This window comes from Bradyrhizobium yuanmingense, from assembly GCF_029167105.1.
Classification (GTDB): Bacteria; Pseudomonadota; Alphaproteobacteria; order Rhizobiales; family Xanthobacteraceae; genus Bradyrhizobium; species Bradyrhizobium yuanmingense_A.
Genome location: NZ_JARFML010000026.1, coordinates 42,081 through 62,500 on the forward strand (window position 1 = coordinate 42,081; position 20,420 = coordinate 62,500).

A 20,420-nucleotide genomic window follows, 5' to 3' on the forward strand; every position below is an offset into this window, starting at 1 on the left:
GTTCTGTTCCCTAGCTGTTCGCCGGCGGTTTTAGCCCAACCACCACTTGCCGGCCAGCATGAAGACTTCACCCGTGACCACGCCCGCGAAGATCGAGCGGCGGGTCAGCAGGAAAACGACCAGCCCGGCAGCGACCGCGCCGTAGCGCAGAGCATCCGGCACGCTGGCCAGCGCGCCCGGCGGCTGGACCACGATCTGGGCGATGACGCCGGCCAGGATCGCGGTTGCAACGGCCCGGACCCACACCAGCAGCTCCGAGCCCTCGTCGATACCACCGCCGAACCACAGGCCCAGCATGCGCCACATCTGGTTGGGAATGACGCCGGCGACGAACAGCACGACGAGTGCCTGCCAGTCGCCGATGAGCTGCGCGTAGCTCATGCGCGTACCTCCCGCCACCAGTGCACGCCATAGGCAATCGTGCCAGCCACGAGGCCGCTGACGAGGATGTCGAGGCCGGAGTTCATTTTCGCAGCCAGCGGATAGAGCAAAACGCCGAGTGCCAGCGCGACGACGTCGGCGGCTTCGCGGCTGTTGCGCGCGGTCGAGAACAGGAACGACAGCGGCGTCAGCATCAGGATCGCGGCACCCAGCGTCTGCGTCAGATTGGCGGCGAGGAAAAAGCCCACGGTGTTGGCACAGAGGCACACCGAGACCAGACCGAAGCCAAGCCCGTTGACGAAGGCGATCCGCCGCTCGCGCGGCACCTGTGGCAGGAAGCGATGGCATTCGACCCACAGCGTCACGGCCGTGAGATGCGCCGCAAAGAACAGCTCACGCCGCCTGGTCGTCGGCGTACGCATCAGCGGCAGCACCGAGACCACCATGGGAAACAGCCTGATAGCACTGACGGTGACCGCGATTGCCGACTGGATGATGGTGGCGCCCGAACCGAGCGTGGTGATCAGAATGATTTGCGCCGGACCTGCCCAGACGAACAGCGTCGAGCACAGCGCCCAGAGCAGGCTGAAATGGGTGTCATGGGCCAGCGCACCGATGCCGAGATAAGTCGCGAACAGGACGATGGTGAGGATCGTCTGCGTGACCGAGCGCAGGCCCCAGGCAAAGGCACGCCAGGGGCTATTCCATTGCGGTGAATCGAGCGGAGGAAGCGCCACGGGAGCTTTGGCTGGTGAGGAATCGTGCCCGCATAACGGGCGAGACGGTGGCGCGCGTCAAGGAAGGGCACGGCGGGGCTGGCATGCGTGACACACCCAACGCCGTCATTCCGGGGCGCGCCACTTGGCGCGAACCCGGAATCCATCTCGCGATGGTCTCTGTGGCCCGATGGAATCTCGAGTGCGCAATTGCGCACCAAAGTCCGATGCTTCGCATCGCCCCGGAATGACCGCTAAGGCGAATGCGCTCTACCCGCTCACACCCCTGTTCCTCAGCACGAAGCACGCCCCGCCCGCCTTGCGGATACGGTTGCACAGATCATCAGCCTCGGCGCGCGTATCCGTGCCGATGCGGACCTGATAGAACGCGCGCGTGCCGCGGCTGCGCATCACCGAGGAGAGCAGGCTCGGATCGCGCTCGCCGATCACGGTGCTCAGTTTCGTCACGGCCCGGGAATACATCGTCAGCGCCCTGTTGCGGTCGAAACCGGCCGCGAGCTGGACGCCCCAGATCTTTGCGGCTGCAAGCTCGACATGCTGCTCGAGCTCGGCGACGAACGGATTGGGAGCACGCTTGAGCAGCGTCATCAGATCACGGCAGCTCGTTGGCGGCGAGCTGGGCGGTCCCTTGCCGGTGCTCCCCGCCTTGGCCCAGGCATCGACACTGGTGCCGGTGATGGCATAGACGTAGTTGCGGGTCTGCTCCGGCATCGGTCCGCTGCCGGCGAGCCATTCCTGCACCCGCCGAGGGCCGGCGTTGTAGGCGGCTGCGGCAAGGCCGAGATTGCCGAACTGGTTGCGCAGCTCGTTCAGGAATTCGGCCGACTTCGGCAAGGCCTGCACCGGATTGAAGGGATCGAGCAGCCCGCGCTCGCTAGCCGTTCCCGGCATGAACTGCGCGATCCCCTGCGCATGTTGGCCGCTGCGCGTCATGGGCCCGACCGCATCGGCCTGGAAACGGCTTTCCTGCCAGATCACGCGCGCGAAGAACTCCAGCGGCAGGTTATTGTCGCGTGCGGCGGCCTCCACGATCAGGCAGATCGACTCACGCGTGTCGCTCTCGCGGGCGTCTTTTGGTTGCTCCGCCGGCTTCGCAGGTTCCTCTGTGTTGGGAGGCGCAGCGGGGGCCGGCGTCTCCTCTGCGAGCGCCGGCGACTGCACCAGGATCTGGCACAAGACAGCAATGACCCGAACTATTCGCATGGCATTGACGCTATCGGACAAATCGGACTTGACTTGGAACCAGAGCCAACTAGCAACAGACGGCAGTATCAACACCGGTCCCGCCCGATGGTGACAATCTTTTTTGATCTCGACGGCACGCTGACAAACCCGAAGCCCGGGATCACACGCTCGATCCAATATGCGCTGGAACGACTCGGCGTTCCCGTGCCGAGCGAGGACGAACTGACCTGGTGCATAGGCCCTCCGCTGCTGGCTAGCCTTCGCAAGCTCACCGGAGCCGATGAGCTCGCCGACCGCGCACTGTTGCTCTATCGCGAGCGCTTCAGCGATATCGGCCTATTCGAGAACGAGGCTTACAGCGGAATTACGGACACGTTATCTTCGCTCGCAGCGACACGTCAGCGCATGTTCGTGGCGACCAGCAAGCCCGCCGTCTACGCCAGCCGCATCGTCGATCATTTCGGCTTGAAGCCGTATTTCGAACGCGTGTTCGGCTCCGAGCTCGACGGCACGCGTGTCGACAAGCGCGACCTGCTCCGCTACGCGCTCGACGAGGCCAGCGTCGATGCGAACAGCGCGATCATGATCGGCGACCGCAGCCACGACGTGGTCGGCGCCAGGACCAACGGGATGACCGCCATCGGCGTGCTCTACGGCTACGGCAGCGAGGCCGAGCTGCGGGAGGCCGGCGCGCATCACATCTGCGCGGCACATCCCGAGCTGCTCGGCCATTGTGTCGCTTAGGTGCTGACCGTTTCGACCGCCGCCAGCATGCCTGTCTTCGGGTGACAGTTCAGATATTCGAAGAACTGTTCGTCGGCGGCCGCCACCGTCACCTCGTGATAGAGCCGCAGCTTGGCTGACGGCCCAAGCGTCGACAGATATTTCATTGCCGCGCCGAAGATCCTGACATGGGTCGGATGCGACTCGGCCCAGCGTTCGAGCGCGGCGAGGCTCTTCCACCAGCTCTGACCGTAGGACCTCTCGCTGACGCTTCCGTCGGCCGCGAGCACCCGCATATAGCGGTTGGCATAGCAGCCAATCGCGAGGCCATCATCGCGCAGAAAATCCATGCCCTCGCGTAGCACCGGTTCGACGTCGTCGAGATAGAGCTTTCGCTCGGATGCTGCGGTATCGCTCCAGTCCTGCCCGGAGCGGATCAGGCAGAGATTATCGTGCGCCACGACTCGCAGCCGCGCGCCGTCGCGGACCAGCTCTGGAGTCCCCGCGGGCGCCATGGCATCGGTCTGCGACAGCGGTATGCGATCGCGCATGCCGCCCCAATAGGCGTGCTCCTGCACCTCACCGCTCATGCCCTCCGCAACGACGGCGATACCTTCCGGCCGATCGGCCGAAGAGAACAGCGTCTCGTGACGGGCAACGCTAGGACGCAGCACCTCGATGAAGCTACCGATGCCTTCGCGTTGCCGCCCGGTCCACATCTCGCGAGCCCGCGCGAACCAGGCATCAAATCGCGCGAGATCGTCCCAATAAGCGACCGTGACAACATTCTCGGAGCCGGACTGATCTGTATAGCTTGCCCGGTCCCAATGCGACGGACCGCCATCCATTGCAAACAGTCCTGCGAGTTCTTTCAACGCGTCCATTGCTGCCGCGGGTGCAGCACCACCATACTGGACACCGAAATAGGTCATCACGACGCGGCTGACCGAAGGCTTGTAGCGCGCCACGAAGGAGGGATATGGCGGCTGGTAATCGTCCGGCACGCGCTTATGGCGCGTGCGTGGGGTTTCGAGATGCGCAGGAATTGCGGATTCCATGGCCGTGTCCTCCCGTGATCGCGGCGATCAGCTTGCCGCCGCCGCAATGTCCATGGGCTCGACGGTGTCGACCGGCAGCGCGAACTGCTCGACGCGCTGGTATCGCTTCTTGTTGAGCAGCAGCCGTGTGACGTCCGGCCGCGAATAATGTCCGGCGGGATCGGCGGCGTTCTTCGCAACGCCAATGGCGCCGAGATCGATCTCTGCGATCAGCAGGCCCTCCTGATCGGGCGCCAGCTTCTCCCCGATCTGACTGCCGTCGGGGCCGTAGATGGCCGCAAAGCCGCCGCCCGCATGCAGCAGCGCATTCTTGTCCGGGCGGTCGCAGAGCTCGTCGATCATGGCCTGCGAGACGGTGGCGCAAGGCGCGAGCACGAAGCAGGAGCCTTCCACCGCATAGACGCGCGAAGCCGCGTTGTTGACCTCGGCCCCTAACGCCGGCGCGAAGGGATCGTAGAGCGAGAAGCTCGGCCAGGCCGCGACATGGACCTGCTCGTTCTGAGCGTACATCGCGTATTTCGACAGCGGCTGCAGATGCTCCCAGCAGCACAGAGCGCCCAGCCGGCCGATGTCGGGCCGGGCATGCACGGCGAGGTCGCTGCCGTCGCCTTCGCCATAGACCGTGCGCTCGGCATGGGTCGGCCGCAGCTTGCGGCGCTTTGCGATGGTCTCGCCATCAGGGCCGATCAGCCATTGCGCGAGGTAAAGGCTGCCGCCGTCGCGCTCGGACAGGCCGATCACGGCGGTGAGCTTTGCCTTGCGCACGGCCTCACGCAGGCGCTCAGCCTGTGGGCTGTCATAGGATAGCGAATTGTCGAAATAGCGCTGCACGAAGCCTCGCCCGATCGCCCAGGCAGGCGAGTCCAGCCAGATGTGCCAGGGGTAACCGGGGATGAAAGCTTCCGGAAACGCGATCAGCTTGGCGCCCTTTTCCGCGGCCTCCCCGATCAGCGCGATCGACTTGTCGATCGAGGCGTCGAGGTCGAGCCAGGCCGGCGCCGCCTGAACCACCGCAACCTTGTATTTCGGATGCTCGATGCCCATTCCTGCCTCCATTGCCGGTTGATCGGAAGCCACGTCCGATGCAGTCTATTTGGCCAAGCCGGGCGGCCGGCCGCTCGACCACGACGGCACAAAAACTCGACCGGACGCGCGACCGACCGGTACGGGATTTGCCTCCGGTCAGGCTGGATCCCAGGCGATTTTGCAGGGTGTGTGAAAGGGAGGCTTGCCGATGCCAATCCAGTTCACGACGGACGGCAGTCCCGGCTATCGGCGGCTCGCTCTCTGGCAGGACATCGTCTGCGACGTCTTCGTCGGGCTCGACTGCAAGTCGGACCTCGGTAGCGCCTTTCGCGGGTCGGTCACCCAGGCTTCGCTCGGCAAAGCCGTCTGCTCCGAAGTCTGCTCCGACCGCCAGCACGTATTCCGCACGCCGTCGCGTATCGCGCGTTCAAACCAAGATTTTGTTCTCGTCGCACTCGGCAATCGCGGCAACGGTGGCGTGGTGCAGGACGGGCGCGAGACCGTGATCCGGCCAGGCGAGTTCGCGCTCTACGACACCACGCGCCCATACGAGCTGAAGTTCAACGACAGCTTTACGCAAACCATTTTCAAGGTACCACGCGAGATGCTGCAGCGGCGGCTCGCCGGCACCGAGACGCTGACCGCAATGTCATTCGGCGCCGACGCACCGCTCGAGCGGCTCGTCTATGATTTCATTGTCCGGCTCTGCCAGAATGCGGATAGTTTGAGTCAGGATACGGCCACCGCGCTGTCGGAGCAGGCAGTTGATCTGCTGGCGATGGCATTGAGCGAGCGGCTCGGCAAGTCATCGCTGCCATCCTCGACCCACCGCTCGGCCCTGCTCTACCGAGTGAAGGCGCACATCCGCGCGCACCTCGCCGATCCCGATCTCTCGCTCGCTGAAACCGCAGCCGCGCTCGGCATCTCGCCGCGCTATGTCAACGATCTTCTCGCAGACGAGGACACCTCCTTCCAGCGCCACGTCCTTGCCGAACGCCTCGCCCGATGCCGGAGAGATCTCGCCTCGCCACTGCTCGCCCATCGCCACATCAGCGAGATCGCCTTCGCCTGGGGCTTCAACGACCTCTCGCATTTCGGCAGGGTCTTTCGCGAGCATTTCGGGATGTCGCCGCGCGACTTCCGGCAGAGCCAGTTGCGGCATTGACGCCCCTACGGCGCGAGCCTATCGCTCGGAGAGGCGACACGGGCCTTCATCGCCGCACTCATTGGAAGCCGGAGGTTCTGTCCCTTCGGCGGAATCGGCGCCTCGAACCATTTGGCATAGAGCTTGTCGAACGCGCCGGAGGCCATGTTCTCCTTGATCGCGGTGTCGACCAAGGCCTTGAACTCGGGATCTTCCCGACGGGTCATCAATCCGTAATAGGACGGCGCATAGGTCGCGCCCAGCATCCGGAAGGCGTTCGGATCGGAGGCGTTAGCGACGAGCCCGGCGATCAGGATGTCGTCCTCGAACCACGCCGCGGCGCGGCCCGTCCCCAGCATCAGCAGCGACTCGGCGTGATCCTTGGCCTGGATGATCGTCACGTTCAGTTTCTGCTCGTCGAGAACCTGCTTTGCGACCGCAACGTTCAACGAGCCCTGCGTGATGACGACCGTCTGCAAGTCGAGCCCTTTCGGCTCCATCACCCCCGACGCCGTAGACACCAGCCAGCGCGGCGATGCCACATAGGTCGCAACGGAGAACGAAACCTGCATCTGACGTTCCGCGGTGTTGGTCGTGCTGCCGCACTCGACGTCGATGGTGCCGTTCTGGAGCAGCGGAATGCGATTGGACGCATTCACCGGGACGTAGTCGATCCCCAGCTCCGGCCGCTGCAGCACGATCCTGATCTTGTCGGCCACCGCGGAGCAGAGATCGAGCGAAAGCCCGATCGGCTTCTGGTCCGATCCGAGATAGGCGAACGGGATGGAAGCCTCCCGATAGCCGAGGGTGATCTTGCCGACCTCTCTGATCTTGTCGAGGGTCGGGCTGGCCGCTTGCGCTGTTGGAACGTCCAACAGCGCAAGCGAAAGTGCGGCAATGGCAAGCGTCGGCGCGTGTCTACGGATCATGTCGGCCTCCGGACTGTTGATCAAGCGGCGGGATTTCGCGACAACTCTTCGAGACTTTCCGTCAAGGACCGATCCAGGATCTCGACGGCGCGGTCGATCTCCTCGGTCGAGACGGTCAGCGGCGGCGCGATGCGCCACACCGATCCGCGCTCGGGCCGGCGGCGGATGTTCATGCTCAGCCCATGTTCAAAGCACTTCTTCGTCGTCAGGCCGCCGAGCTGGTGGGCCGCGCGCCGACTGTTGCGGTCGGTGACCAGCTCGACGCCGAGCAGAAGCCCCATGCCCCTGATGTCGCCGATCTGCTCGTATTTCTGCTGAAGACCCTCGAAACGGCCGCGCAGATAGGCGCCCATGACATTGGCACGCTCGACCAGCTTCTCCTCCGCGATCACACGCAGCACCGCGAGCCCGACCTCGGCCAGCAGCGGATCGGAGACGTGGCTGGTGTAATAGGTGAAGTGATGCTCGTGCAGCTTGCTCTCGATCGCCTCGGTGGTCGACACAGCCGCGAGCGGCAGCCCCCCGCCGAGCGTTTTCGACATCGTCATGATGTCAGGCACGACACCGAAATGTTCCGATCCCGTCTTCCGACCGATGCGTCCAAACGCCGTCTGGGCCTCGTCGAAGATCAGCAGCATTCCGCGGTCGTCGGCGGCCTTACGTAGCGCCTCCATGAAGGCCTTCGGCGGCACCAGCACGCCACCGGCGCTGATCACGGGCTCGGCGATGATCGCCGCGCCCCGCCCGCTCGACTGCATGTCGAACATTTTCAGCGCCAGCTCGAGATTGGCCAGCGCGGATGCTTCCTCACTCCCCTTGTCGATGTAGGGACGATAGGCATTCGGCTCGGGGATGACGAACACGCCGGGCGGCGGCACACCATAGCCCTTGCGGTCGCTCGCCATCGAGACCGAGGCGGCGCCGCCCGTGATGCCGTGCCAGGAGCCGCCGAGGACAAGCACCTCATAGCCGCCGGTGTACATCTTGGCCATCCGGAGCGCGACTTCGGTCGCCTCCGAGCCGGTGTTGATGAAGATCGAGCGCTTGAGATCGCCGGGCAGCCAGTCCGTCGCCAGCACCTGGGCGAGCTCGGCCACCACTTCGGGGATCATCCCGCTGAAGAGATGGAACGCCTTCTTCCCGGCGCGCTCCACCGCCGCGACAATGGCAGAGTGGTTGTGGCCGATCGTCGCGCACATCTGCCCCGAGGTGAAATCGAGATAGTCGCGCCCGTCGCTGTCGGTGACGATAGTACCTTTCGCGGTCGTGAAAAGGTTCGGGAACACGTCTCCGCCGTACCGCACCAGAAATTCGTCGGCAGCTTGTTTCAGCGCTGAAGTCATTGCGTCTCCTTAAGCAAGCGGTATCTGCCGCGCGCGGAGCACGGCGCGGCGATGCGGAGCCCGCTCACCGGTCTCGGGTCAGATTGTGGGCACGAAGCTGTTGCGTCGGGGCGTTCGCGGTACGAAACTTGCCCGTGCAATGGAGAAATTCGTAACCGGGCAGACATGATGGGCGCCAGTTCAAAAAACTCAGCAGCCGATGAAGCAAGCTCAACGGGGCGACCGCGCATGCCGCCGCTGAAGGCGCTGTCGGCGTTCGAAGCCGCTTCCCGCCACGGCAGCTTCAGCCGCGCTGCCGATGAGCTCGGGGTCACGCCTTCCGCGGTCAGCCATCACATACAGAACCTCGAGGATTTTCTCGGCGTGCGCGTGTTCTCGCGGCACGCCGGCCGTGCTGTGCTCACCAATGCCGGCCGCCTCTATGCCGGCGAGATCGAGCGCGCGTTCGGCACGATCATGGGTGCGACGCGGCTGGTGGCGCCGCAATCGCAGCGCGATCATTTGTTCATCGCCAGCGGACCGAGCTTTGCCGCCAAATGGCTACAACCGCGGATCGGCAATTTCATCGGCCAGCATCCGGAGATCGGTATCAGGCTGTCTACCATCGCCGATCTGCACGATCTCGAAACCATCCGCTTCGACCTCGCGATCGCCTATGGGCGCCCACCGGTCGTGAACGACAGGCAGATAGAGCCGCTCCTGGCCGAGCGCCTGCGCCCGCTCTGCAGCCCGCGGCTGATCGAGCAGCTCGACCTGCGCGAGCCCGGCGATCTCGCCCGTGCCACGCTGATCCATTCCTCGAACGCACTGACTTGGACCGATTATCTGCGCAAGGTCACAGGCGCGAGCATCAAGGCGCGTCACGAATTGTGGTTCGACCGCTCCACCATGGCTATCGATGCAGCCGTCGAGGGTCTTGGCGTCGTGCTGGAGAGCGAGATCCTCGCCGCCGAGGAGCTGGACAAGGGCACGCTCGTCGTACCGTTCCGCCAACCCAAATTCGAAGTGGAGACGGTCTCCTACTATCTGGTGCGCTCGGCTGAGGCGAAAGGACGTAGCCATGTCAGTGCGTTCGAGGCTTGGCTGCGCGCGAAGATCTCGGCTGCAAACTTGCAGACCACGAGCGTGGCCTAGCAAATGCGGACTAGCAAAGCAGAGCCGCCATGTGAGCGCGTGATAGGACAAGGCACCCGCCTGCGCTAAACTCACCACCAAGGCCGCCACGATCATCAGCGGCCAGCCAGGGAGCACATCGATGGAATACCGACGCTTGGGCCGGTCAGGCCTCATGGTGCCGGCCTTGAGTCTGGGGACCGGCACCTTCGGCGGCGTCGGCCGTCTTGCGGCGTGGGGCACGACGGACGCGACCGAGGCGCGGCGCCTTCTGGACATCTGCCTCGAGGCGGGCGTGTCGATGTTCGACACCGCGAATGTCTATTCGCTCGGCGAATCCGAACGTGTGCTCGGGGAAGCCATCAAGGGTCGCCGCGACAAGGTCCTGATCTCGACCAAGGCGACCTTCCGCTTCGGTGACGGCCCCAACGACATTGGCTCGTCGCGGCAGCACCTGCTCAAAGCTATCGACGGTTCATTGGGCCGGCTCGGCACCGATTATATCGACCTGTTCCAGCTCCACGGCTTCGACGCCTTCACGCCGCCCGAAGAGGTGCTCTCGACTCTCGACGTGCTCGTGCGGGCCGGCAAGATCCGCTATGTCGGCGTCTCGAATTTCTCGGGCTGGCACCTGATGAAGTCGCTCGACGTCGCCGACAAGCACGGTTTCCCGCGTTACGTCGCCAACCAGACCTACTATTCACTGGTCGGGCGCGACTACGAATGGGAGTTGATGCCGCTCGGCCTCGACCAGGGGCTGGGCGCCGTGGTCTGGTCGCCGCTCGGCTGGGGGCGCCTCACCGGAAAGATCCGCCGCGGTCAGCCGAAACCGGACGTCAGCCGCCTGCCCAAGACGGCCGAATTCGGCCCGCCCGTCTCGGACGAGCATGTCTACCGTGTCGTCGATGCGATCGACGAGATCGCGAAGGAGACCGGCAAGAGCGTCTCGCAGATCGCGCTGAACTGGCTGCTGCAGCGTCCGACGGTCTCGACGCTGATCATCGGCGCACGCAACGAGACCCAGCTGCGCGAAAATCTCGGCGCGGTCGGCTGGTCCTTGACCAAGGACCAGGTCGCAAAGCTCGATGCCGCGAGCACGGTGACGCTGCCCTATCCCTACTGGCACCAGCGCGTGACCTTCAGCGACCGCAATCCACCGGCGGTGTAGGACAGCTGCATCAAGCGCGCTTGGGTAGCCGGCGCGCTGGCAACGTGGTTCCGGAACTATCGCCGCCCTGCCCTGTTGGCGCAATACTCGGCATGTGGCCGAGTCCGATTCGCCCACGATGCGCCGCTCACGATGTCGACAGCCACCATCGAGCATGCCGACGGCCTGCCGCAGCCGCAACGCAACCAGGCGGTGCTGACGATCGCCCTCGGCATCGTCATGGCGGTGGTCGACAGCACCATCGTCAATGTGGCGCTGCCGACGATCGCGGCCGATCTCGATGCGACCCCGGCCTTGTCGATCTGGATCGTCAGCGGCTACCAGCTCGCGATCACGATCTCGCTGCTGCCGCTGGCTTCGCTCGGCGAGATCGTCGGCTATCGCCGCGTCTATCTGGTCGGGTTGGCGCTGTTCACGCTGGCCTCGGCCTTCTGTGCGCTGGCCCACACGCTGCCGATGCTGACGATCGCGCGCATCCTCCAGGGTTTTGGCGCGGCCGGCATCATGAGCGTCAACGCGGCGCTGGTGCGTTTCACCTATCCGCGCAACCTGCTCGGCCGCGGCATCGGGCTCAACGCGCTCGTCGTCGCCTTTTCGGCCGCGATCGGCCCGACGCTCGCCGCCGGCATCCTCGCGGTGGGAAGCTGGCCCTGGTTGTTCGCGATCAACGTGCCGCTCGGCGTGGTGACGCTGGTGCTGGGCCTGCGCAGCCTGCCGCACACCAAGCCCGCGAGCCGCTCCTTCGACTGGCAGAGTGCGGGGCTGTCGGCGATCACGTTCGGCGTCGGCATCGCGGCGGTCGACAGCGTCGGTCATGGCCAGGCCGCGATCACCTGTCTCGTGCAATTCGCCATCGCGATCGCCGCGGGTGCGCTGCTGATCTATCGCGAGACTCACATGACCTCGCCGCTCTTGCCGATCGACCTGCTGCGCATCCCCGTGTTCGCGCTGTCGATTGCGACCTCGATCGCATCGTTCTGCGGGCAGATGCTGGCCTTCGTCGCGATCCCCTTCTATCTCCAGAGCCGCTTCGGCTATTCGGCCGTGCATATGGGCCTGTTGATCACGCCATGGCCGATCGCATTGGCGTTTGCGGCCCCCCTCGCCGGCCGGCTGGTCGAGCGTTATCCGGCCGGCCTGCTCGGCGGTATTGGGCTCACGCTATTCGCCTGCGGCCTTGCCGCGCTGGCCTTCCTGCCGGCGACGCCGACGCCGCTCGACGTGATCTGGCGGATGGCGCTCGCCGGCGCCGGCTTCGGTCTGTTCCAGACCCCCAATAACCGCACTATGATCGCAGCCGCCCCGCGCGAGCGCGCCGGCGGCGCCAGCGGCATGCTTGGGACGGCGCGCCTGCTCGGCCAGACCACCGGCGCCGCGCTGGTAGCACTGCTGCTCGGACGGTATCCCGTTGAGGGGACCAGGCTGGCGCTCCTTGTCGGCGTTGGATTTGCGCTCTGCGGCGCGATGCTGAGCATGCTGCGGCTTTCCCCAGCCGGCGCGCGCGGTGCCGAGCACGTCCGCGTGCAGGACGATCAGCGCCTGCGCGGGGACTGAAGCCGATTCACTGTACGGATAGCGCACAACAAAAAGGCCGGCTTCGCAGCCGGCCCTTTCGATTTCATCACGTGCCGATCAAACCTTGACCAGCGGCCCCTTGGAGGTCGGCCCCTTCGAGCCGCCGGGGCCACCCGGCTTGGACTTGCCGGGCGGGCGCTTGCGGGTGCCGGGCAGCTTCTCCTGCTTCGGCGTGACCGGGCCCTCGACGAATTCGAAGCCGATCTTCTCCTTGGTCTCGTCGGCCTCGTCCTTGACAAGGACGACGCGAACGTGGCCGCCACCCTTGAGCTTGCCGAACAGCACCTCGTCGGCCAGCGGCTTCTTGATGTGCTCCTGGATCACGCGGGCCATCGGACGCGCGCCCATCTGCTCGTCGTAGCCGTGCTGGACCAGCCAGGCCTTGGCCGGCTCGGACAGCTCGATGGTGACATCGCGATCGCCGAGCTGCGCCTCGAGCTGAAGCACGAACTTCTCGACCACGGTGCCGATCACCTCGACGCTGAGATGGCCGAACGAGACGATGGCATCGAGACGGTTGCGGAATTCCGGCGCGAACTGCCGGTTGATCGCCTCGTGATCGTCGCCTTCCCGCTTCGAACGGGTGAAGCCGAACGCCTGCTTGGCGAGATCCGCCGCGCCGGCATTCGTGGTCATGATCAGGATCACATTGCGGAAGTTGACCTGCTTGCCGTTGTGATCGGTGAGCCGGCCATGGTCCATGATCTGGAGCAGCACGTTATAGAGGTCGGGATGCGCCTTCTCGATTTCGTCGAGCAGCACTACGCAATGCGGATGCTGGTCGACGCCGTCGGTAAGCAGGCCGCCCTGGTCGAAGCCGACATAGCCGGGAGGCGCGCCGATCAGGCGCGACACGGTGTGCCGCTCCATGTACTCGGACATGTCGAAGCGCAGCAGCTCGACGCCGAGCGTCGCCGCGAGCTGTTTTGCCACTTCCGTCTTGCCGACGCCGGTGGGGCCAGAGAACAGATAGCAGCCGATCGGCTTCTCCGGCTCGCGCAGGCCGGCACGCGCCAGCTTGATCGAGGCGGCGAGCGATTCGATCGCCTTGTCCTGCCCGAACACGGTGCGCTTCAAGGTCTGCTCGAGATGCTTGAGCACCTCGGCGTCGTCCTTCGACACGCTCTTCGGCGGGATCCGCGCCATCGAGGCGATCGTGGTCTCGATCTCCTTGATGCCGATGGTCTTCTTGCGCTTGTTCTCGGCGACCAGCATCTGCGCCGCGCCGGACTCGTCGATCACGTCGATCGCCTTGTCGGGCAGCTTGCGGTCGTGGATGTAGCGCGAGGAGAGCTGCACCGCCGCCTCGATCGCCTCATTGGTGTACTTCAGCCGGTGATAGTCCTCGAAGTACGGCTTGAGGCCCTTGAGGATCGCGATGGCGTCCTCGACCGTCGGCTCGTTGATGTCGATCTTCTGGAAGCGCCGCACCAGCGCGCGGTCCTTCTCGAAGTGCTGGCGATATTCCTTGTAGGTGGTCGAGCCCATGCAACGGATCGTGCCCGAGGCCAGCGCCGGCTTGAGCAGGTTCGAGGCGTCCATCGCTCCGCCCGACGTCGCGCCCGCACCGATCACGGTGTGGATCTCGTCGATGAACAGGATGGCGTTGGGATGCGCCTCGAGCTCCTTGAGCACCTGCTTCAGGCGCTCCTCGAAGTCGCCGCGATAGCGCGTGCCGGCAAGCAACGTGCCCATGTCGAGCGAGAACACGGTGGCGGCCGCCAGCACCTCCGGCACTTCGCTGTCGACGATGCGCTTGGCGAGCCCTTCTGCGATCGCGGTCTTGCCGACGCCGGCTTCACCGACGAACAGCGGGTTGTTCTTCTGCCGGCGGCACAGCACCTGGATCGCGCGGTTGATTTCGGAATTGCGTCCAATCACCGGATCGATCTTGCCGTCGCGCGCCTTCTTGTTGAGGTTGACGCAATAAGTCTCGAGCGCCTCGCCCTTCTTCTTGGCGTCCTCGTTACCCTTGGTCTCGGTCTCCTCGTCGACGCCGCGCACCGGCCGCGCCTCGGAGACGCCCGGCCGCTTGGCAATGCCGTGGCTGATGTAGTTGACAGCGTCGTAACGCGTCATGTCCTGCTCCTGCAGGAAATACGCGGCATGGCTCTCGCGTTCGGCGAAGATCGCGATCAACACGTTGGCGCCGGTCACCTCTTCGCGACCGGACGACTGCACATGGATCACCGCGCGCTGGATCACGCGCTGGAAACCGGCGGTCGGCTTGGCGTCGTCGGCGCCATCCGTCACCAGGTTCTCGAATTCGGTCTCAAGGTAGTTGACGAGGCTCGTACGGAGCTTGTCGAGATCGACGCTACAGGCGCGCATGACCGCGGCTGCATCGGAGTCGTCGATCAAGGAGAGCAAGAGATGCTCGAGCGTCGCGTATTGGTGATGACGCTCATTTGCGATCGCCAGCGCACGATGCAGGGATTGTTCAAGGCTTTGGGAAAAAGTCGGCATTCGCGTCCTCTATGGCCCCCACCATCATGATCGTCATCGCCCGGTCAGGCAACAACAACCTTTGTCACATATAGTTATACAAGACCGCGGCGAAAGACCGGTTCCGCGACTCGGCGGCGACACACTTGCGGTATTTTCGATGCAAAACCCGTTCCGATTTGGGCGGGATCGGCGCCGGCGCAGAATTCCGTAGTTTTGCCGGCTGCAGCCCACCGCGCGCAGCCGCTACGCGACAATCACACTGCGGCTTGTACAGGAGCCGGCTTCAAACGCGCCGCAAGCCGTCTTACTTCTTTTCCATCACGCATTGCAGCGGGTGCTGGTGCTTGCGGGCGAAATCCATCACCTGCGTCACCTTGGTCTCGGCGATCTCGTAGGTGAACACGCCGCACTCGCCGATCCCGTGATGATGGACGTGCAGCATGATCTTGGTCGCGGCTTCGACGTCCTTGTTGAAGAACTTCTCCAGCACGTGAACGACGAACTCCATCGGCGTGTAGTCGTCGTTCAGGATCAGCACGCGATACAGGTTCGGCCGCTTGGTCTTGGGCTTGACCTTGGTGATGACCGACGTGCTCGGACCCGAGGGAGTACCCGGACGGTTGTCGTCATTGCTCATGCGAGGCGCGTCGGCAGCGGCTGGCGCGGACAGATCGAGGCTGGAAGTCAATTGCAGCATGGCACAGGCGTTCAAATTCCCCACGGAAGCGAATGGCGGTCACCGCGCGACCCCGCCCTTCGGAGCCTGGCGCAGGCGCGCCGCCTTGGATCGCCGCTCCCGGCACACGGTCGAGGCCGGATCGCTCGCCAGCAATATGGCCCTGCCCCCGGCCCGCCGCAAGCACGCGGGGGTTCAGCCCATGCGGTCGCAGCAGTCCCGATTCCCGGTCCGGGCGATCCTGATCAGGTTAATCAATCCGGAGCGATTTGACAAAAATTTCCGCCCGGCACGTTTAGAACGTGTTGACCAGGAACCCGGCCGTTAACCCGGCTGCGACGGTTTTCCGCAGAACGCTCCGGTTTTCTACGGTCCAATTTACCTGCCATTCAATGGCATGGCGCGAAATCGGGCAAAATACAGATTTCGGGGATCGTCATGTCTGGTCTGCCCCTCGTCAGCCGCCTTGGTCGACAACTCGCCCGTTTCGCAGCGGCCGAGCGAGGCAATATCGCAGTGATCTTCGCCATAGCGCTGGTACCCGTACTGGGTTTTGTCGGCGCCGCGCTGGACTACAGCCGGGCCGTCCACGCACGCACCTCGCTGCAGTCTGCGCTCGATTCCGCAGCATTGATGGTCTCCAAAGACCTCACCAACGGCATCATCTCGGAGTCCGAAGTTGAGGCCAAGGCAAAATCCTATTTTAGCGGTCTCTATACGGGTCGCCCCGGTTTGGTCTCGACCGCAGACATCCATGCCACCTACACCCCGAAGGATTCCAATGGAATTTCAAACGTCGTGGTCACCGGATCGGGCGCCATGCCGACCGATTTCATGAAGATCGCTGGCTTTCCGACGCTTGGATACAATGGCAGTTCGACTGCGGCGTGGGGAAATACGCGCATGCGGGTGGCAATGGTCCTGGATAACACGGGATCGATGGCCCAGAACGGCAAAATGACGGCCATGCAAGCCGCGGCCACGGACATGATCACCACCTTGTCCAACTACAACAAGCAGACGGGCGACGTTTACATCTCGATCATTCCATTCTCGAAAGACGTCAACGTCGGCACGACCAATGTCAATGCCTCATGGATCAACTGGACTGAATGGGAGGCCGAGCCTCCGATCCTCGTCAACAACAAGTCCAGCGCCTTCAATTCGGCCATCGGCGGGTCGAATTGCCCCTTTTCGTACTCTTCCCACGGCTTTGTCTGCATGGATCGGCCGGCTACGTTGAGCGGCGCCAACACCACCAGCAAGATACCGTCGACCGGCACCTATGCCGGGTACATCTGCCCGAGCAGAGACAATGGCAACAAGATCTCAGGCAAGTCAGGCATCTACTACAATGGTTGCTACACGACCGCCACCGGGGCGAGCGCAAGCTGCGGATCGAGCACAAGTTGCACCTGCACGGGCAGCGGCTCGGGCAAGATCTGCCATCTCTGGCGCGGCGACGGGACCACAGCAACGGCTGCGGCAGCGCCGGGTCACAACACCTGGACCGGTTGCGTCAACGACCGTGATCAGGACTACGACACCAAGAACTCCGCACCCGGTTCGGGCAGCGGGAGCCCCTCCTCCCAGTTCTATGCCGAGCAGTGGTCGGGTTGCCTTCCAGCCACCGTGTTTCCGATGAGCAACCAATGGCAGACGCTCAAGGACCAGATCGCTGCGATGGTTCCGAGCGGCAACACCAACCAGGCCATTGGTCTTGCGTGGGGATGGCAATCTCTCAGCACGACCAATCCGCCGATCTCGGCGCCGAGCAAGGCCAGCAACTACGTCTACAAGGACTACCTTGTGCTGCTGTCCGACGGCTTGAACACCCAGAACCGTTGGAGCACGAGCCAGTCCAACATCGATGCCCGGCAAGCGATCCTCTGCCAGAACATCAAAGCCGACACGGCAAACCCGGTCACGATCTTCACGATCCAGGTCAACATCAACAATGCGGACCCGAAATCTCAGGTGCTGCAGGATTGCGCGACCAATGGGAACTTCCAGATGATAACGAGCGCCTCTCAGACATCGGACGCGTTCAAGAACATCCTGACGCAGATTTCCAAGTTGCGCGTGGCGAGGTAAGTCAAGCCTGCACCGCAGACGAAAAGCCCGGCCAGTGCGGCCGGGCTTTTGATTCTAGGAACCTATTGAGCGGATCAGTTCGCGGCCGGGGTGAACTTCGACACGATGGTCTCGACCGGCTTGAACGCCTGCTTGGCGAGGTCGCTGTAGAGGCCGGCGATCTTCTGCGATTCCGCGACGAAGGTTTCGTAGGCGGAACGGGCAAAATCGGTTTGCGCTTCCATCGCCTTGTCCAGCGACTTCACGCCGGAAAGCTTCTCGACGAAGGACTTGGTGTCTTCGAACGACTTCTTCGTGTAGTCGCCATAGGCGCTGGCGATCGCCTGGAGGCCGTGCTGCACCGAGGTCGCGGAGGCAACGCACTGCTCGAACTGCTCTTTCCCGTAGCTCTGGAAGTCTTCAACCTTGAACATTTCGGAATCCTTTTCCCTGGCTCGCGTCGGGAAGCCCCGGCTCCCTGACTCCGCCCAAAATTAGTGCAACGCACAAAAAAGTCAAGAATCTTGTGCGTCGCACAAATCGGGCGCAAATCGCAGAGATTCCCGGGGTTTTCCGCAAGGGTTCCTTAAGCTTTTGGAAACCGGGCCACCCTACCTTGATTCCCTGGACGTGGTCACTTCCGCGAGCGGCCAAAAGCCGTTTGAGAACATCACCTTAGCCAGAACAGCGGCTCGGGTCCAACGTCCCCCCGCGGCCAACACCAGCGGAGGGACAGCCTGAGCAGGTAATGATCCCGGGTCCGTCGGGCACAATTTCGCCTCACGAGCCGGTGATCAAGTCAGAAACGGGGACGGGGTTCCATGCTTCGTAAAAACTTGTCTGCCTCGCGCTGGGCGCGGGTTGGCGTTTTCGGGCTTCTTACGGTCACCACCGCAGTCATCTTCACTGTCGACGCAGCCGAGGCGCGGCGCCACCGTCGACATTATGCGCACCACCGGGTGCAGCATGACGTGTCCGAGAGCTCCAGCTCGAAATTCGCGTCCATCATCATCGACGGCAATTCCGGCGCAGTGCTCCAGGCGACGAGCCCTGACGGGATCCGCCACCCGGCCTCGCTGACCAAGATCATGACGCTCTATCTGCTGTTCGAGCGCCTCGAATCCGGCAAGATGAAGCTCGACACCGAGATGCCGGTGTCCAAGCACGCCGCCGACCAGGATCCGACCAAGCTGAATCTGCGTGCCGGCCAGACCATCCGCGTCGAGGACGCGATCAAGGGCCTCGTCACCCGTTCGGCCAACGACGCAGCCGTGGTGATCGCGGAAGCGATCGCCGGTGACGAGGACGACTTCGCCCGGATGATGACGCGCAAGGCGCGCTCGCTCGGCATGTCCAGGACGGTCTACCGCAATGCCAACGGCCTTCCCAACGACGAGCAGGTCACGACCGCGCGCGACCAGGCCACGCTGGGTCGCGCCATTCAGGAGCGCTTCCCCCGCTACTATCGCTATTTCGCCACCTCGACGTTCAATTGGCGCGGACAGTCGATCCGCAACCACAATCGCCTGCTCGGCAGTGTCGAAGGCGTGGACGGCATCAAGACGGGCTACACCCGCGCCTCCGGCTTCAACCTCGTCAGCTCGATCCGCCGCGGCAACCGCCACCTGATCGGCGTGGTGCTCGGCGGCCGCAGCGGTGGCTCGCGCGACGCCATCATGCGCAACCTGCTCGCGGAGAACCTCGACAAGGGTGCGACCGTCCGCACCGTCGCCGCGGTCACGGAGCGCAACGGCACTGAAGCCAACACCGATGTCGCCGATGCCTCGGATATGCCGGCACGGCCCGCCCTGCCGGTCCAGGCCGCGGCGGTCCCTGCTCCCGAAGCCGCCCCTTCGCGGCTCGCCGCGCGTCTGTCGACGCTGGCCGCAGCGACTGCGGCGATGCCGCCCGCTCACTCCAAACCCGAAGCTCGGCCGACGGAGTCCAAGGTGGAGCCGGCGCCGCTCACCAATGGCGTGATCTCGAGCCAGCCGCTCTCCATCATCCCCGGCTCGTCCGAGCCGATGAAGCCGGTTCGGGTCAAGACCGTTCAGGTCAAGGCTGGCGCCGTGAAGGTCGCCTCCGCGGCTCCGGCCCAGGGTGGTGTCCAGGTCGTTGCGCCACCGATCACCAGCACCGTCCCGCCCCGTTCCGACGTCGCGGAAACCTCAGGTGCCGTCGTCGCCAGAGCAGATCTCATCAACAGGCCGGAGGCGGTGAGCCAGCCGGAAGCGCCGAAGGCCGAGATGGCCCGCACCGAACTGCCGCGGCAGCCGGCGGGCTTCGGTACCGGCAACGGCATTCTCGGCGTGCTGCCGGCCGCAACCGCCGCCGCACCGGCTCCCGCTCCGAAGCTCGCGTCGGCCGACCCGGCGCCGCAGCCGATCCAGATGAGCGCCACCACCAAGCCCGCCGTCACCCACAGCGGCTGGATCGTCCAGGTCGGTGCGCTGGAGAGCGAGAACGAAGCTCAGCAGCGCATCGACGCGGCCCGCAACTCCGCCCGCGGCCTGCTCAGCAAGGCGGACCCGTTCACCGAGCCGGTCGTCGCCAAGGATAATCGCAAGCTTTACCGCGCCCGCTTCGCCGGGCTTGAGCGCGATCAGGCCGAAGCCGTCTGCCGCACCTTGAAGCGTGCCGAGATCTCCTGCATCACCGTTCGCAACTGATTTCCTTCTCCGCTCCAGACCAAATGCCCGCGCCTTGCGCGGGCATTTTCGTTTTGGTGCGGCGGTGATGCGCAGGGCTTTCCGGACAAGGCTGTTCCACGACAACCTCTCGTCAAGGATTTACGGTTAAAACTTTGCTCAAGGGGATCGACCACGCCGACAAGGGCGGGCG

The 20,420-nt window shown here is 64.2% G+C and carries 18 protein-coding genes; 8 read left to right on the plus strand and 10 right to left on the minus strand.

Translation table 11 applies throughout. The features are described from left to right. Positions 1 to 30: 30 nt before the first annotated feature. The 3 genes from P0R31_RS28395 to P0R31_RS28405 form a co-directional block, all read right to left on the minus strand. Positions 31 to 381 (minus strand): AzlD domain-containing protein, encoded by a 351-nt coding sequence (locus tag P0R31_RS28395; RefSeq protein ID WP_275517700.1) that lies wholly within the window; start codon positions 379 to 381, stop codon positions 31 to 33. Beyond that, positions 378 to 1,118: an AzlC family ABC transporter permease gene (locus tag P0R31_RS28400; RefSeq protein ID WP_275517702.1), complete on the minus strand. Its 741-nt coding sequence runs from the start codon at positions 1,116 to 1,118 to the stop codon at positions 378 to 380. The genes P0R31_RS28395 and P0R31_RS28400 overlap by 4 nt, the downstream gene beginning before the upstream one ends. Before the next feature lie 249 nt (positions 1,119 to 1,367). Continuing rightward, entirely contained in the window at positions 1,368 to 2,321 is a 954-nt protein-coding gene (locus P0R31_RS28405; protein ID WP_275517703.1) for a lytic transglycosylase domain-containing protein, read from the minus strand. Positions 2,322 to 2,408: 87 nt separating this feature from the next. Between P0R31_RS28405 and P0R31_RS28410 the strand changes: the two genes are divergently transcribed. Then, a complete protein-coding gene (locus tag P0R31_RS28410; protein ID WP_275510160.1) occupies positions 2,409 to 3,047 on the plus strand; it encodes an HAD family hydrolase in 639 nt (212 codons plus the stop codon). Here P0R31_RS28410 and P0R31_RS28415 read toward each other — a convergent pair. Together P0R31_RS28415 and P0R31_RS28420 are read right to left on the minus strand one after the other, a co-directional pair. Beyond that, positions 3,044 to 4,084 (minus strand): phenylacetaldoxime dehydratase family protein, encoded by a 1,041-nt coding sequence (locus tag P0R31_RS28415; protein WP_275517704.1) that lies wholly within the window; start codon positions 4,082 to 4,084, stop codon positions 3,044 to 3,046. The genes P0R31_RS28410 and P0R31_RS28415 overlap by 4 nt on opposite strands. A gap of 27 nt (positions 4,085 to 4,111) precedes the next feature. Beyond that, positions 4,112 to 5,128, minus strand: a complete 1,017-nt coding sequence (locus P0R31_RS28420; protein WP_275517705.1) for a carbon-nitrogen hydrolase family protein — start codon at positions 5,126 to 5,128, stop codon at positions 4,112 to 4,114. A 190-nt stretch (positions 5,129 to 5,318) separates the two neighbouring features. Between P0R31_RS28420 and P0R31_RS28425 the strand changes: the two genes are divergently transcribed. Then, on the plus strand, positions 5,319 to 6,275 hold the full coding sequence (locus tag P0R31_RS28425) for a helix-turn-helix domain-containing protein (protein ID WP_275517706.1): 957 nt from the start codon (positions 5,319 to 5,321) through the stop codon (positions 6,273 to 6,275). 5 nt (positions 6,276 to 6,280) lie between these two features. On the opposite strand, the gene P0R31_RS28430 is transcribed toward P0R31_RS28425, so the two are convergent. Both P0R31_RS28430 and P0R31_RS28435 read right to left on the minus strand, forming a co-directional pair. Beyond that, the gene (locus P0R31_RS28430; protein WP_275517708.1) at positions 6,281 to 7,183 is read right to left on the minus strand and encodes an amino acid ABC transporter substrate-binding protein; all 903 of its coding nucleotides are present in this window, start codon (positions 7,181 to 7,183) and stop codon (positions 6,281 to 6,283) included. Between the two features lie 20 nt (positions 7,184 to 7,203). Beyond that, positions 7,204 to 8,526: an aspartate aminotransferase family protein gene (locus P0R31_RS28435; RefSeq protein ID WP_275517709.1), complete on the minus strand. Its 1,323-nt coding sequence runs from the start codon at positions 8,524 to 8,526 to the stop codon at positions 7,204 to 7,206. 228 nt (positions 8,527 to 8,754) lie between these two features. Between P0R31_RS28435 and P0R31_RS28440 the strand changes: the two genes are divergently transcribed. The 3 genes from P0R31_RS28440 to P0R31_RS28450 all read left to right on the plus strand — a co-directional run bounded on the left by P0R31_RS28440 (position 8,755) and on the right by P0R31_RS28450 (position 12,361). Further along, on the plus strand, positions 8,755 to 9,660 hold the full coding sequence (locus P0R31_RS28440; protein ID WP_275517710.1) for a LysR substrate-binding domain-containing protein: 906 nt from the start codon (positions 8,755 to 8,757) through the stop codon (positions 9,658 to 9,660). Positions 9,661 to 9,781: 121 nt separating this feature from the next. Then, on the plus strand, positions 9,782 to 10,807 hold the full coding sequence (locus P0R31_RS28445; protein ID WP_275517711.1) for an aldo/keto reductase: 1,026 nt from the start codon (positions 9,782 to 9,784) through the stop codon (positions 10,805 to 10,807). 132 nt (positions 10,808 to 10,939) lie between these two features. Next, positions 10,940 to 12,361, plus strand: coding sequence for an MFS transporter (locus tag P0R31_RS28450; RefSeq protein WP_275517712.1), 1,422 nt, complete (start codon positions 10,940 to 10,942; stop codon positions 12,359 to 12,361). 78 nt (positions 12,362 to 12,439) lie between these two features. On the opposite strand, the gene clpA is transcribed toward P0R31_RS28450, so the two are convergent. Then, the gene (gene clpA, locus P0R31_RS28455) at positions 12,440 to 14,848 is read right to left on the minus strand and encodes an ATP-dependent Clp protease ATP-binding subunit ClpA (protein WP_036015184.1); all 2,409 of its coding nucleotides are present in this window, start codon (positions 14,846 to 14,848) and stop codon (positions 12,440 to 12,442) included. Positions 14,849 to 15,134: 286 nt separating this feature from the next. Further along, positions 15,135 to 15,467 carry an ATP-dependent Clp protease adapter ClpS gene (clpS, locus tag P0R31_RS28460; RefSeq protein WP_172783349.1) on the minus strand — a complete coding sequence of 111 codons (333 nt, stop codon included), beginning with the start codon at positions 15,465 to 15,467 and terminating at the stop codon, positions 15,135 to 15,137. 58 nt (positions 15,468 to 15,525) lie between these two features. Here clpS and P0R31_RS28465 point away from each other — a divergent pair, with 58 nt between their 5' ends. Then, positions 15,526 to 15,834 (plus strand): hypothetical protein, encoded by a 309-nt coding sequence (locus P0R31_RS28465; protein WP_275517713.1) that lies wholly within the window; start codon positions 15,526 to 15,528, stop codon positions 15,832 to 15,834. Positions 15,835 to 15,944: 110 nt separating this feature from the next. Beyond that, positions 15,945 to 17,600 carry a TadE/TadG family type IV pilus assembly protein gene (locus P0R31_RS28470; protein WP_275517714.1) on the plus strand — a complete coding sequence of 552 codons (1,656 nt, stop codon included), beginning with the start codon at positions 15,945 to 15,947 and terminating at the stop codon, positions 17,598 to 17,600. A 74-nt stretch (positions 17,601 to 17,674) separates the two neighbouring features. On the opposite strand, the gene P0R31_RS28475 is transcribed toward P0R31_RS28470, so the two are convergent. Further along, on the minus strand, positions 17,675 to 18,013 hold the full coding sequence (locus tag P0R31_RS28475) for a phasin family protein (protein ID WP_011087913.1): 339 nt from the start codon (positions 18,011 to 18,013) through the stop codon (positions 17,675 to 17,677). A 387-nt stretch (positions 18,014 to 18,400) separates the two neighbouring features. On the opposite strand from P0R31_RS28475, the gene P0R31_RS28480 reads away from it, so the two are divergent. After that, positions 18,401 to 20,248, plus strand: a complete 1,848-nt coding sequence (locus P0R31_RS28480; RefSeq protein ID WP_275517716.1) for a D-alanyl-D-alanine carboxypeptidase — start codon at positions 18,401 to 18,403, stop codon at positions 20,246 to 20,248. Positions 20,249 to 20,420 lie beyond the last annotated feature (172 nt).

Excerpts from the sequence above, each read along its gene's own strand:
- P0R31_RS28415 (WP_275517704.1), bottom strand. The coding sequence starts at position 4,084 with ATGGAATCCGCAATTCCTGCGCATCTCGAAACCCCACGCACGCGCCAT.
- P0R31_RS28445 (WP_275517711.1), top strand. The coding sequence starts at position 9,782 with ATGGAATACCGACGCTTGGGCCGGTCAGGCCTCATGGTGCCGGCCTTG.
- P0R31_RS28425 (WP_275517706.1), top strand. The coding sequence starts at position 5,319 with ATGCCAATCCAGTTCACGACGGACGGCAGTCCCGGCTATCGGCGGCTC.
- P0R31_RS28440 (WP_275517710.1), top strand. The coding sequence starts at position 8,755 with ATGCCGCCGCTGAAGGCGCTGTCGGCGTTCGAAGCCGCTTCCCGCCAC.
- P0R31_RS28435 (WP_275517709.1), bottom strand. The coding sequence starts at position 8,526 with ATGACTTCAGCGCTGAAACAAGCTGCCGACGAATTTCTGGTGCGGTAC.
- P0R31_RS28410 (WP_275510160.1), top strand. The coding sequence starts at position 2,409 with ATGGTGACAATCTTTTTTGATCTCGACGGCACGCTGACAAACCCGAAG.
- P0R31_RS28465 (WP_275517713.1), top strand. The coding sequence starts at position 15,526 with ATGGCACAGGCGTTCAAATTCCCCACGGAAGCGAATGGCGGTCACCGC.
- P0R31_RS28470 (WP_275517714.1), top strand. The coding sequence starts at position 15,945 with ATGTCTGGTCTGCCCCTCGTCAGCCGCCTTGGTCGACAACTCGCCCGT.
- clpS (WP_172783349.1), bottom strand. The coding sequence starts at position 15,467 with ATGAGCAATGACGACAACCGTCCGGGTACTCCCTCGGGTCCGAGCACG.
- P0R31_RS28475 (WP_011087913.1), bottom strand. The coding sequence starts at position 18,013 with ATGTTCAAGGTTGAAGACTTCCAGAGCTACGGGAAAGAGCAGTTCGAG.
- P0R31_RS28395 (WP_275517700.1), bottom strand. The coding sequence starts at position 381 with ATGAGCTACGCGCAGCTCATCGGCGACTGGCAGGCACTCGTCGTGCTG.
- clpA (WP_036015184.1), bottom strand. The coding sequence starts at position 14,848 with ATGCCGACTTTTTCCCAAAGCCTTGAACAATCCCTGCATCGTGCGCTG.
- P0R31_RS28430 (WP_275517708.1), bottom strand. The coding sequence starts at position 7,183 with ATGATCCGTAGACACGCGCCGACGCTTGCCATTGCCGCACTTTCGCTT.
- P0R31_RS28480 (WP_275517716.1), top strand. The coding sequence starts at position 18,401 with ATGCTTCGTAAAAACTTGTCTGCCTCGCGCTGGGCGCGGGTTGGCGTT.
- P0R31_RS28420 (WP_275517705.1), bottom strand. The coding sequence starts at position 5,128 with ATGGGCATCGAGCATCCGAAATACAAGGTTGCGGTGGTTCAGGCGGCG.
- P0R31_RS28405 (WP_275517703.1), bottom strand. The coding sequence starts at position 2,321 with ATGCGAATAGTTCGGGTCATTGCTGTCTTGTGCCAGATCCTGGTGCAG.
- P0R31_RS28450 (WP_275517712.1), top strand. The coding sequence starts at position 10,940 with ATGTCGACAGCCACCATCGAGCATGCCGACGGCCTGCCGCAGCCGCAA.